This window comes from Kitasatospora xanthocidica (assembly GCF_014656195.1).
GTDB classification, from domain to species: domain Bacteria; phylum Actinomycetota; class Actinomycetes; order Streptomycetales; family Streptomycetaceae; genus Kitasatospora; species Kitasatospora xanthocidica.
Window position 1 is genome coordinate 86,929 of the sequence record NZ_BNBY01000001.1, and the last position, 11,856, is coordinate 98,784.

Annotated in this window: 13 protein-coding genes; 1 reads left to right on the forward strand and 12 read right to left on the reverse strand. The window is 76.5% G+C overall.

Features of this window, described 5'->3' with window-relative positions:
- Positions 1 to 255 precede the first annotated feature (255 nt).
- From IE332_RS00360 to bldG, 4 genes are all read right to left on the reverse strand, one after another.
- The gene (locus IE332_RS00360; protein WP_189913007.1) at positions 256 to 1,029 is read right to left on the reverse strand and encodes a small secreted protein; all 774 of its coding nucleotides are present in this window, start codon (positions 1,027 to 1,029) and stop codon (positions 256 to 258) included.
- Positions 1,030 to 1,162: 133 nt separating this feature from the next.
- Positions 1,163 to 1,531 (reverse strand): cyclophilin-like fold protein, encoded by a 369-nt coding sequence (locus tag IE332_RS00365; RefSeq protein ID WP_189913008.1) that lies wholly within the window; start codon positions 1,529 to 1,531, stop codon positions 1,163 to 1,165.
- Positions 1,532 to 1,741: 210 nt separating this feature from the next.
- Positions 1,742 to 2,161: an ATP-binding protein gene (locus IE332_RS00370; protein ID WP_189913009.1), complete on the reverse strand. Its 420-nt coding sequence runs from the start codon at positions 2,159 to 2,161 to the stop codon at positions 1,742 to 1,744.
- 159 nt (positions 2,162 to 2,320) lie between these two features.
- Complete coding sequence (gene bldG, locus IE332_RS00375) at positions 2,321 to 2,662, reverse strand: anti-sigma factor antagonist BldG (RefSeq protein ID WP_049659132.1); 342 nt, start codon at positions 2,660 to 2,662, stop codon at positions 2,321 to 2,323.
- Between the two features lie 222 nt (positions 2,663 to 2,884).
- Here bldG and sftH point away from each other — a divergent pair, with 222 nt between their 5' ends.
- Positions 2,885 to 5,353, forward strand: a complete 2,469-nt coding sequence (gene sftH / locus IE332_RS00380) for a DEAD/DEAH box helicase (protein WP_189913010.1) — start codon at positions 2,885 to 2,887, stop codon at positions 5,351 to 5,353.
- On the opposite strand, the gene IE332_RS00385 is transcribed toward sftH, so the two are convergent.
- From IE332_RS00385 to ssd, 8 genes are all read right to left on the reverse strand, one after another.
- The gene (locus IE332_RS00385; protein ID WP_189913011.1) at positions 5,348 to 5,884 is read right to left on the reverse strand and encodes an Rv3654c family TadE-like protein; all 537 of its coding nucleotides are present in this window, start codon (positions 5,882 to 5,884) and stop codon (positions 5,348 to 5,350) included. The two genes, sftH and IE332_RS00385, sit on opposite strands and share 6 nt — an antisense overlap.
- Positions 5,854 to 6,402, reverse strand: a complete 549-nt coding sequence (locus IE332_RS00390) for a TadE family type IV pilus minor pilin (protein ID WP_373313659.1) — start codon at positions 6,400 to 6,402, stop codon at positions 5,854 to 5,856. The genes IE332_RS00385 and IE332_RS00390 overlap by 31 nt, the downstream gene beginning before the upstream one ends.
- On the reverse strand, positions 6,392 to 6,664 hold the full coding sequence (locus tag IE332_RS00395) for a DUF4244 domain-containing protein (RefSeq protein WP_189913012.1): 273 nt from the start codon (positions 6,662 to 6,664) through the stop codon (positions 6,392 to 6,394). The genes IE332_RS00390 and IE332_RS00395 overlap by 11 nt, the downstream gene beginning before the upstream one ends.
- Positions 6,665 to 6,749: 85 nt before the next feature.
- A complete protein-coding gene (locus tag IE332_RS00400) occupies positions 6,750 to 7,523 on the reverse strand; it encodes a type II secretion system F family protein (RefSeq protein ID WP_189913013.1) in 774 nt (257 codons plus the stop codon).
- Positions 7,523 to 8,575 carry a type II secretion system F family protein gene (locus tag IE332_RS00405; protein WP_189913014.1) on the reverse strand — a complete coding sequence of 351 codons (1,053 nt, stop codon included), beginning with the start codon at positions 8,573 to 8,575 and terminating at the stop codon, positions 7,523 to 7,525. Before IE332_RS00405 ends, IE332_RS00400 begins: the two co-directional genes overlap by 1 nt.
- Before the next feature lie 25 nt (positions 8,576 to 8,600).
- Positions 8,601 to 8,732: a hypothetical protein gene (locus IE332_RS41720; RefSeq protein WP_268256510.1), complete on the reverse strand. Its 132-nt coding sequence runs from the start codon at positions 8,730 to 8,732 to the stop codon at positions 8,601 to 8,603.
- Positions 8,729 to 9,919 (reverse strand): TadA family conjugal transfer-associated ATPase, encoded by a 1,191-nt coding sequence (locus IE332_RS00410; protein ID WP_229928250.1) that lies wholly within the window; start codon positions 9,917 to 9,919, stop codon positions 8,729 to 8,731. Before IE332_RS00410 ends, IE332_RS41720 begins: the two co-directional genes overlap by 4 nt.
- A 167-nt stretch (positions 9,920 to 10,086) precedes the next feature.
- Complete coding sequence (gene ssd, locus IE332_RS00415; protein WP_189913016.1) at positions 10,087 to 11,211, reverse strand: septum site-determining protein Ssd; 1,125 nt, start codon at positions 11,209 to 11,211, stop codon at positions 10,087 to 10,089.
- Between the last annotated feature and the right edge of the window lie 645 nt (positions 11,212 to 11,856).

Genomic DNA, 11,856 nt, shown 5'->3' on the forward strand with positions numbered 1-11,856 from the left:
TCGCCGACCGGGCGGCTCCCGGCGGGAGCCCGTTCCGGCCCGCGCGCCCCCACCAGGCCTCCGCACGCCCGGTCGCACGCCCGGCGACCTGACCGACGACCTGACCGCGCCGGCAGACGGCGGACGGCGGAGGCTGGACGGCTGGACGGCTGGAAACCGACGCACGGCAGCCGGTGCCGCCGCTGCGGGCGACACCGGCTGCTCCTGTACTCCGCCCCCGCGCCGTGCGGGGGCTCCGTTCCGCGTCCCGCCCGGTCAGCTCGCGGTGGGAGCCGGGGTGGTGGCCGGAGTGCCGGCCGGGGCGGCCGGGGTGGTGGCGCCGGCGGCGGGGCTCGCGCTGTCGGTCGCGCCGGGCGCGGGGGCCGAGCCCGGGGCGGCCGGAGTGGTGGCACCGGCTGCCGGAGTGCCACTCGCACCCGGGGCCGGGGCACCGCTCGCGCCGGCGGGTGCCGGAGTGCCGCTCGCGCCCCCGCTCGGGGCGGTGGTCGCCGACGGCTTGCAGCCCTCCTGCTTGGCCATCGCGGCGCCGAGTTCGCCACGCTGCAGCTTGCTCTGCGCCTGGGTGGAGAGCGAGGCCAGCTGCTGCACCTGGTCGGCGACGCTGCGCAGCCCGTCGGCGAACTTCGCCTGGTCGTTGTTGGGCAGCGCGTCCAGCTTCTTCTGGACCTCCAGGTAGCCGTCGGCCGCCTTCTTCAGCTCGTCGACGGTGTCCTTCTGCAGCGTCGCGCCGTCCTTCACCTTGGGCGCTCCGGCCCCGTCGACGGCGGCCGCGATGTCCTGGTTGGTCTTGGCCAGCCGTCCGATGTCGGTGGAGAGCCGCTTCTGCAGGTCGGCCGGGGCCTCGCCGGTCTTCACCTGGCCGGTGTCGGCGAGCGCGGTCTGGGCCTGGGCGATCGGGTCCTTGGCGGCGCCGCAGACGCTCGAGGCCCAGGATTCCAGCTGCTTGCTGTTGTCGTCGCCGCCGCAGCCGACGGCGCCGAACGCCAGCAGCACACCGAGGGCGGGTACGGCCAGCAGTCGCTTGTTCACCGGGAGGAGCCTTTCGGTTTCGGTCGTCATCGGTCGTCGAACCTACACGGCCGGTATCGGCGCCCCGGTTCCCGGTTCCCGCCTCCGACGCTCCCGCCCCCGGTCCGCCGTCCGCACCCGCCCCGGTCGCGGCTCAGGCCCGCTCGACCCGGATCGGATCGCCCGGCCGGACGGTGCGCAGCACCACCGCGTCCCCGTCCAGCGTGCCCAGGACGTTGCAGGGCGAGGCCAGCCTGCACTCGCCGTCACGCGAGATCGGCGTCGGTCCGTACGGCAGCGCGAGGCTGTCGCCGTCGGTCCAGAAGGCGACCGAGCCGGGCTCCACGACCTGACGGGCGTCGTCCTCGCGCGGCACGCTGACGGGCGTGCCGAAGTAGACCTCCTCGCCCCAGGTGCTCGCCGACGAAGCGATCGGCAGCTCGGCCCAGAGCGCCTCGGCGGTGGGTGTGGCCGTGAGCGTGGCGGTGACCTGACCGGCCGGCCACAGGATGCGGATCCGCATGGACTTCCTCTTCCGCGACGAGGTCCGATCAGCGATCGGACCCGGTCGTGCCGGAAGCAGCGAACCGCCATCCTCAACAGTTTGTCAATGCATGACCGTGCACCGGACGGTCCGAGCGCGCGGCAGGGCAACCTCGGCCGCGGCGCGGACCGGGCGTCGCGATCCAGATGGGCCCGCGACTCAGACCCGGGGCGCGGCTCAGACCCTGACTCAGACCGCGACGGAGGGGACCGAAACCGGCCAGCTCATCCGGATCAGGCCACCGTCCGTGCCGTTGGTGACCTCTAGGTCCTCGACCAGACCGGTGATCACGGCGAGGCCGAGGGTGTCCTCGTCGGGCTCGCCGCTCTCGGCGGCGCCGGAGGCCGGGACGGCGGCGGGGCCGGCCTCGTCCTCGACCTCGATGAGGAAACGCTTCTCCTGGTCGGTCAACGCGACCCGGACCGTGCCGCCGATGCCGCCCCGCTGGTGCAGGCCGACCGCGCGGGAACACGCCTCACCGACCGCGAGCCGTACCTCGTCGAGCACCGACTCGTCGACCCCGGCCCGTCTCGCGACGGCCGCGGCGACCAACCGGGCCGTCCGCACGTGCTCGGGAAGCGCACTGAATCGAAGTTCGACGGTTGCCATCTCTCCCCCTCGGGGTGCTCCGACCGGGGCCGGACGTACGGCCCCTACGGGCCGGCGGAACCGGCCCAGAGGCGACCGGGAAGCACCGGGCCCACACGGGCCCGGGCACCCGGACGCGAAGAACGGGCGGGGCCGGCCACGAGGGCCGGCCCGGCCGCGTCAGTCGGTCGCGTTGACCGCGTCGTCCACCGAGGTGTGGATCGGGAAGACCTTGGTCAGGCCGGTGATGCGGAAGATCTTCAGGATGCGCTCCTGGTTGCAGACGAGGCGCAGCGAGCCCTCGTGGGCGCGCACCCGCTTCAGACCGCCCACCAGCACACCCAGGCCGGTCGAGTCGAGGAAGTCGACGCCTTCCATGTCCACGACGAGGTGGTACTTGCCGTCGTTGACGAGCTCGACCAGCTGCTCCCGCAGCTTCGGGGCGGTGTACACATCGATCTCGCCGCCAACCTCGACGACCGTGCGATCGCCGACTGAACGGGTCGACAGGGACAGGTCCACGGAACCTCCAGCACCTTGCCTTGCTACGTCATGTGCGATCCTCGGCCGGACGGCCGCCACCGCATGGTCGCGAGCCCGGGCGCGCCCAGCCAACGCGTGGCAAGCCTCAGCGCTGCGACCCACGGCCGTACGGCCGTCACGGCCACATTCAACCACCTGTGACCATGCCCGCACGATGGCTTACGACGATTCTCCGTCACGCCGGTGACACACTGGGTCCTCATGCCGCCCCGACACAGCCCGCCCGAGGCACTGCTCGCGACCCTGACCGACGGCCGGGGGCGGTCCGACCGGCTCACCCATACGGAGCACCTTCCCGCCCGACCTGCACGTTATTCACCGTGGCCGGAGTCGATCCGTCCGGAGATCGTGGCCGCGGCGCTCGCGGTCGGGGTGGAACAGCCCTGGGCGCACCAGGCAGAAGCGATGAACCTGGCGAAAAGCGGTCAGACTGTGGTGATCGCCACAGGCACCGCCTCGGGCAAGTCGCTGGGCTACCTGGCGCCGGTGCTCAGCGACCTGCTGGACGGCACGGAGGCCCGCAACGGCCGCGGCGCCACCGCGCTCTACCTGGCCCCGACCAAGGCCCTCGCGGCCGACCAGCGCCGCCGGGCCGCCGAACTCGCCCCGCCGAGGGTCCGCGCCGCCCTGTACGACGGCGACACCCCGCCCGAGGAGCGCGAGTGGGTCCGCCAGTACGCCTCCTACGTGCTCACCAACCCGGACATGCTGCACCGGGGCATCCTGCCCGGCCACGCCCGCTGGTCCTCCTTCCTCAAGGCGCTGCGCTACGTGGTCGTCGACGAGTGCCACAGCTACCGGGGCGTGTTCGGCTCGCACGTCGCCCAGGTACTGCGCCGGCTGCGCCGGATCTGCGCCCGGTACGGCTCCTCACCCGCCTTCCTGCTCGCCTCCGCCACCACCGCCGACCCGGCCGCGACCGCCGAGCGACTGACCGGCCTGCCCTCGGTGGCCGTCACCGAGGACGCCTCGCCCCGCGGGCCGATGGTCTTCGGCCTCTGGGAACCGCCGCTGACCGAGAACGTCGGCGAGCACGGCGCGCCCGTCCGCCGCACCGCCACCGCCGAGGCGGCGCACCTGCTCACCGACCTGGTCGAGCGGGAGGTCCGGACCGTCGTCTTCGTCCGCTCCCGCCGTGCGGCCGAACTCGTCGCCCTCCAGACCCAGGACCAGCTCGGCCGGCCGCTCGCCGAGCGGGTGGCCGCCTACCGCGGCGGCTACCTGGCCGACGAGCGCCGGGCCCTGGAGCGCGCCCTGCACAGCGGCCGGCTGCTCGGCCTCGCCTCCACCTCCGCCCTCGAACTCGGCATCGACGTCTCGGGCCTCGACGCCGTCCTGATGGCCGGTTATCCGGGCACCCGGGCCTCGCTCTGGCAGCAGGCGGGCCGGGCCGGCCGCGAGGCCCAGGGCGCGCTGGCCGTCCTGATCGCCCGGGACGACCCGCTGGACACCTACCTGGTGCACCACCCGGAGGCGCTGTTCGCGGCGCCCGTCGAGGCCACCGTACTCGACCCCGACAACCCCCACGTACTCGCCCCTCACCTGTGCGCGGCCGCCGCCGAACTGCCGCTCACCGACGCCGACCTGGAGCTGTTCGGACCCTCCACCGCACCGCTGCTGCCGGTCCTGGAGCGACGCGGCCTGCTGCGCCGGCGCGGCGACGCCTGGTACTGGACCCGCCGCGAGCGCGCGGCCGACGCCGTGGACCTGCGCGGCAGCGGCGGCAACCCGGTCCAGATCGTCGAGGCCGACACCGGCCGGCTGCTCGGGACGGTGGACGCCGCGGCCGCGCACACCACCGTCCACACCGGTGCCGTCCACCTCCACCAGGGCCGCACCTACCTGGTCCGGGACTTCGACCTGGAGAACGCGGTCGCCCTGGTCGAACCGGCCGAGCCGCCGTACACCACGGCCGCCCGTGACATCACCTCCGTCTCCGTCCTGGGCACCGACACCATCGTCGACTGGGGCGAGGGCCGGCTCAGTTTCGGCTCGGTGGAGGTGGTCAACCAGGTGGTCGGCTACCTCCGGAAGCGAATCTCCACCGGGGAGATCATGGGCGAGACCAAGCTCGACCTGCCGCCCCGCACCCTGCGCACCCGAGCGGTCTGGTGGACCGTCACCGAGGATCAGCTGCTGGATGCGGACATCCCGCCCGACCAGCTGCCCGGCGCCGCCCACGCCGCCGAGCACGCCTCGATCGGCCTGCTGCCGCTGTTCGCCACCTGCGACCGGTGGGACATCGGCGGCGTCTCCGTCCCGCTGCACCCGGACACCGGGCTGCCGACCGTGTTCGTCTACGACGGCCACCCGGGCGGGGCCGGCTTCGCCGAACGCGGCTTCCGCCGGGCGGTCGAGTGGCTGACGGCCACCCGCGCGGCGATCGCCTCCTGCGAGTGCGAGCGCGGCTGCCCGTCCTGCGTCCAGTCGCCCAAGTGCGGCAACGGGAACGACCCGCTGGACAAGGCGGCTGCCGTCCGGCTCCTGGACGTCCTGCTTGCCGGAGCGCCGGGGGGCGGCGGCGCGGCCGGGCCTGAGGCCGGGGCCGACGCCGAGCTTGAGGCCGGCACCGACGCCGCGGCCGGTCCCGAGGAGACCGGGGTGGCGGAGACCGGGGCGAGCCCGGGCGGTGTGGCGGGCCCCGACGGTGAGGCGTCGGCCGGGTCATGAGGCCGCCGCCCCGCCGCCCGGGATGCCGCCGAGGCCGTCCTCGGCAGCGGTGACCGGGGCCCGTACCGGCCCGGCCCGGGACCTCGCCCGGGCCGGGCCGACCGGCAGCCGCAGCGGGAGCCCGCTGACGCCGACCTCGGCCACCACCTCGACCTCGTCCGCCGACCGGTCCACCGTGCAGGACACCAGGCCGGCGCCCTGTGCCGCGGCGATCCCCGCAGCCCGGGCGCAGCCGCCGTCCGGGTCCAGCAGCAGCCGGTCCGCCGCCGCGAGGGCCGCGAGGTCGGCGGCCGACTCGGCCCGGTGACGGGCGGCGACCACCGAACCGACCGCGAGCGTCGCGGCGAACACCGCGGTGCCCAGCATCGCCAGGGCGAGCAGCCAGACCGTCGCCGAGCCGGCGTCCGACCCCCGTCCGCCCGCCGAGGCCGCCCGTCCCGTACGGACCCGGGCCACCCGCCGCACGGCCGCCCACGGCCCTGCCCGGCCGGACGGGGTGATCAGGACCGCCCGGACGCCTCGACCGGCCATGGACCCCCACCTCCTTCCGCGACGCCCGCCAGAACGTCCTCCCGAGCCGCCACGGCCGCCGCGCCGACCCGTACCGCGACGAGGCCGCCGAGCCCGCCCGGCGCCGCACACGGTGCGTCCACGTCCACCCGCACCGTGTCGGCCGCCAGTGCCACCCGGACCCGAGCGCCTGGCGGGGCCGCGGCACGGGCGAGGTCGACGGCGTCCGCCTCCCCACGCGCGGCCGCCCTGGCGCCGACCCGGGCGGCGTCCACGCAGCGGATCTGCGCCGCCGCCGCGAGCACGCCCCAGATCAGTACCGCCGCGAGCAGGACGAGCGCCGGCAGGACCACGGCCGTCTCCGCCGTGACGAAGCCGCCGTCACCGCGCCGCCCCGACCACCAGGGCCGCCAGGGCCAGGGGTGCCGGACCCGCGCCCGGCAGGGGCCCGTCCCCGGACCCCTGCCGTCCGCCCGCCGGACGGTCCGGGGGAACCGCGCCCCGCGGGCGGGGGTTCGAGGACGGGCGCTACGTCGCATGGAGCGCCCGTTGGAGCATGTCGGTCAGCGCGCCGGTGATGGCCTCGCTGGTCACCACCTTGTACAGCGCGCCGGCGAGGGCGCACGCGCCCAAGGTCCCGACCGCGTACTCGGCCGTCGTCATCCCGGCGTCCGACCGGCCCCGGTGACGGGCCGCCCCGCGCACCCGGCGGGCCGCCCAGCGGCTCCGCCGTCGCCAGGCCCCGAGCAGCCGCCGGAGCGGGCGTCCGTGGTCGGGCCTGATCGCGATCACTGCGGTCATGGTTCTCTCCCTGCCTCTCGATGTCTGCTTGTCGCTCGATGTGTCTCTCGATGTGTCGCTCGATGTCCGCCTGTCCGCCTCCCGGTCACATCGCCCGGGCGAAGCCGCTGGTGAGCCCGATGACCACCGGCACCACGCCGATCAGGACGAAGGCCGGGAGGAAGCAGAGGCCCAGCGGCGCGGTGGCGAGCACCGCGGCCCGGCGGACCCTGACGTGGGCCGCGCGGGCGGCCGCCGTCCGCTGCCCCTGGGCCAGCTCGGTCAGCGGCCCGGCGACCGGGGCCCCGCCGAGGCTCGCGCGCGCCATGCAGCGCGCCAGCGGTGCCAGTGCCGGGTGCCGCTCGCCCAGTCGGCTCCAGCACAGCTCCGGCGGTGCACCGAGGGCCAGTTCGGCCCCGAGCGCCGCCAGCCTGGGGCCCATCGGCGCGTCCACGCTCCGGCCGACCGCGACCACCGCCTCAGAAGGCAGCGCCGCCGCGCCGAGGCAGGCCGCCAACAGCTCGGCGCTCAGGGGGAGTTGCCTGGTCAGCAGCTCCTCCGCCCAGGCCGCCCGGCGATCCGCCGGCGATCGGGCCTCGGCCGACCAGCGGTGGACGCCCACCGCCACCAGCGCCCCGACGACCAGCCCGGTACCCCCGCCGAGCAGCAGGGCCACCGCGAGCCCGGCGACGACCGCCGTGGCCAGCTGCCGCCGATGCCCGCTGCCGGGGCCCGCCCGCCCCGCCCGCCGTCGGCCGTCCGCCCGGGCCCCGGCGACGGCCCACCGGCGCCTCGCCCGGCCGCGGAGCACCACCCGTAGCCGCAGCGCGGCGACCGCCAAGGCCGGGAGGCCGACCACCGCCCACACGACGCTCCGCATCACCCGGCCCCCGCTCCGGCGCCGAGGGCCCGGCCCCGCGCTCGCACCCGCGACGGCCCGCGGCTCCCTCCGCCCGCCCGGAGAGCGGACGGGGTGCCGCCGGCCGCTCGACGGGGCTCGCCACGCCGTCGAGGGGCCTCCAGGGCACCCCGGGCCGCCGACCGGACGATGCGCGCCGTCCAGAACACCCCCAGGCCTTCCAGGGCCACCCCCGCCGCGAGGCAACCCAGCCCGGCGGGCGTATGCAGCAGGACGGCCAGCGGACGGGCGCCGAGCGCGGCACCGAGGAGCAGCCCGGCGCCCGGCAGCGCGGCCAGGACGACGATCGTCGTCCGCGGCCCGGCCAGCTCCCCGGCGATCTCCTCCGCCAGTGCCCGCTCTCCGCGCAGCGCCTCCGCGACCCGGTCCAGCGCGGCGGCCAGCCCCGCCCCACTGTCGGCGGCGACCCGCCAGCAGGCCGCGATGGCCGCGGCCCCGCTCCCGCCCGGCAGTTCGGCCAGCAGGTGGAACGCGGCGGGCACGTCCCCGCCGTAGCGGCCGGCCGCGAGCCGCGCCACCGGCTCCTCGCCGAGCCGGCGCAGCCCGTCCGGGTCGGCGGCGAGCCGCGTCGTCACCAGGTGCAGCGCCTGCTCCGGCAGCGCCCCACCGCGCAACTCCCCGGCCAGCCCGGCGCAGAGCTCGATCACCGCGGCGGAGCGCCGCCCGGCCTCCGCGGCCAGACGCCGCCGCAACCGGCATCGGCGCAGCGGCAGGACGGCCAGGGCCGCCGCGAACACCGGCACCGGGGAGGCGGTGGCCTGCCCGGCGGCCAACCCCACCGGCAGGGCCAGCAGTTCGGGCGACAGCGCCGACCGCAGCCGGCCCCTGACCGGCCGGGCCCGCTCCGGGCCCAGCCCTCGCACCGCAGGCCCCCGCACGGAAGGGCCGCCGCCCGCGAGCACCAGCCGGGAGCGACGCCCGCCCGGCAGCTGCTCCTGCAGCGCACGCCACCCGGCGACGGCCACCAGGCACAGCAGCATCGCCCAGCAGAGTGTGAACTGACTCTGCGTCATGTCGTCGACCTCCATTCCCATTCCGTCACCGCCCCTTCCTGCCCCACGTCCCGAGCAGTGCGAGCGCACCCGTGGCGCAGCCACCGAGCAGCAGCACGAAGGCGAGCTCCACGGCCCGCGCCGTCGCCCCCGCCGACAGGGCCGCCACCGCCGTCACGACGGCCCCGCGGGACCGGGCGCGAGCCCCGCGCCGAGCACCACGCCACGTGCCGCCAGCAGCCCCACCAGCCGCTCCCAGCCCGCTCCGTGAACGACGCCGCCACTCGCCGGGAAGGCCACCGCGGGGGTGGTCACGGCCAGCCCGTCGCCGTCCCCGGACAGCGTGTGGATCTCCGCCACCCGGCGGCGGCCCGAGCCCGGATCCCGGACCAGGTGCACCACCACCTCGAGCGCGGCCCTCAGTTGGCTGTGCAGTGCCGGCCGGTCGAGCCCGGCGAGCGAGCCCAGGGCCTCCAGCCGGACCGGCACGTCGGCCGCCGTGTTGGCGTGGACCGTGCCGCAGCCGCCCTCGTGCCCGGTGTTCAGCGCGGCCAGCAGGTCCGACACCTCGGCCCCGCGCACCTCGCCGATCACCAGCCGGTCCGGGCGCATCCGCAGCGCCTGCCGGACGAGGTCCCGGAGGGTGAACTCGCCCAGCCCCTCCTGATTGGGCGGGCGGCTCTGCAGCCGCACCACGTGCGGATGGGCGGGCCGCAGCTCGGCGGAGTCCTCGGCGACCACGATCCGCTCCGCCGACCCGGCCAGCCCGAGCAGCGCCGCGAGCAGCGTGGTCTTGCCCGAGCCCGTCCCGCCGGAGACGAGCAGCGAGAGCCTGGCCCGGACGATGCCGGCCAGCAGGTCGGCGCCCTCCGGCGGCAGCGCCCCGCCCGCCACCAGCTCGTCGAGCGTGAACGGCCGGGGCCGGCAGACCCGCAGGGAGATGTGCGTGCAGCCGGCCGCGATCGGCGGCAGCACGGCGTGCAGCCTGGTGCCGTCCGGCAGCCGGGCGTCCACCCAGGGGCGGGCGTCGTCCAGCCGTCGCCCGGCGGCGGTGGCCAGCCGGTGGGCCAGCCTCCGCACCGCCTCGGCATCGGCGAAGCGGACCCCGGTGGCCCGGTGCAGGCCGCCACCACGGTCGACCCACACCTCCTCCGGACCGTTCACCAGGACGTCCGTGACGTCGGGCGCCGCCAGCAGCCGGTCCAGCGGGCCCGCACCCACCAGTTCGGCGCGCAGCGAGCGCACGGTGTCCAGGACCTCGTCCCCGCCGAGCGGCGGGCGGGTGGCCCGCAGCGCGGCCGCGACCGAACCCGCCGTCGGATCCGCCCCCGACTCGGCCAGCCGCAGCCGGACCGCGTCCACCAGGGCCGCCGCCCGCTGCTCGCGGGCCGTCCGGCCGTACGGGCAGGGCCCGTGCCCGGCCTCCGGCGACCCGCCCGGCGGCGGCACGCTCCGGAGCGGCCGGTGCTCCCGCGCACCGGCGCCCGGGTTGGGCACCCCTCCGCGAGGGATCGTTCTGCGCAGACGGACCATCAGTACACACCTCCTCCGACCGCCGACACCGGCGGCAGCACTTCGTTCAGGAAGGTCGCGCTGAAGCGCGCCAAAGGGCCGCTCTCCCGGCTCCCGGGCGGGACGCCCTTCTCGACGTCCTGGGCCAGGCCCGGCTCCGGCTCCAGCTCCCCCGCGAGCGGCAACCGCAGCCCGCGGGCGATCCGGTGGGCCGGGAGCCCGCCGGCCCGTACCGGCCGCACCACGGCCCGGACGTCGTCGAGCCGCATCCGGGCCGCCGCCGCGACCCGGTCGGCGGCGGCCACCGCGCGCAGCTCGGCCGGCACCACCAGCAGCGCCAGGTCGGACTGTTCCAGCGCCTGCCCGGCGGCCGCGTCGAGGTGGCGGGGCACGTCGACCACCACCAGCCCGCCGCGCCGCCGCGAGGCGGCCAGCACGCTGCGCATGGCCTCCGGCGGCACCGTCAGGGTGTCGCCGCGGTCCCAGGACAGACAGGCCAGCGCGGAGAGCCCCTTGAGCGCCGGCAGCGCCCGGGCCAGCTCGGCGCCGCTGACCCGCCCGCGCGAACCGGCCAGATCGGGCCAGCGCAGCCCGCGGACCGTCTCGCCGCCGAGCAGGACGTCGAGGCCGCCGCCCAGCGGATCGCCGTCGATGAGCATGGTCCGGCGGCCGGACCGGGCGGAGCTGACCGCGAGGGCGCAGGCCAGCGTCGAGGCACCGGCCCCGCCCCGGCCGCCGAGCACCGCGACGGTGACCGCCGGGGGCCCGCCGCCCTCGGCCGCGTCGGCGATCCGGTCGAGCAGCCAGGCCTCGGCGTCGGGCAGGAAGAGCACGTGCTCGGCCCCGAGCCGGACGGCTCTGACCCACACGCCGGGGTCGTCCAGGTCCAGCCCGAGCAGCAGCACCCCGCCGCGCCGGCCCAACTCGGAGCAGCGGGCGGCCTGGTCGTCCCCGACCAGGACCAGCGGGGCCTCGCTCCACAGCTCCCGCGTCGGCGGCGCGCCCCGGACCAGCCGCGGCTCGGTGCCCGCCGCCGCGCAGAGCCGCAGCAGGTGCTCGGCCAGGCCCTCGTCCTCGGTGACGACGAGCGGCCCGAGGGCCCCGGGGCCCTCGGCGGTGACGTGGTCGGCGATCGGCGTCGACATGGTGGTCTCCCCTCCGCGCCGCGGGCCACCGGCGGTGGCCGACGGCGCACGTCGGACGGTTGCGGCGGACGGCCGCCGGACCGACCTCGGGAGAGGAAGGGATGAGGCCCTGCCCGGCGACCGCCGCCGACCATCACGGTGGGGGGAGATCAGGATTCCGTCATCCAGGTTGCGATTGCCTGTGGATAACTCGTGGGCTGTGGATGAAAACGTTCACCCGGGCGGGGGGCTAATCGACGAAGAATTGACGAAAGGCGTCACAGAGATGAACCCGCATCCCGCCGTAGCGTGATCGGCCGATCTCCCGACGGCCCCCCGATCGTCTTCCGGCGCCTTCTCCGGCCCTCTTCGGAGCGGCCTCGCGCCGTCGATCAGAACCAGCCGTTCACTCCTCGCCGACTTCGAGCGAACAGCGACACAGAGTGACGAAAGGTGGTCGATGGACCGAGGTGTCGACACCCCCCGTAGACCGCCGGGACGACACGCGCCCATTGCGCGGCAGCGGCCTTCAAGCCCTGAAAATGGCCCCGGACGTGCGACGACCCCCGCCGGGGGGGAGAGCGGGGGTCGTCTATCCACAGCCCGACTCGGGGGGGAGGAGCCGGACCGGGTTAGCACGGTCGCGAACGATCCGTGACTTCCATG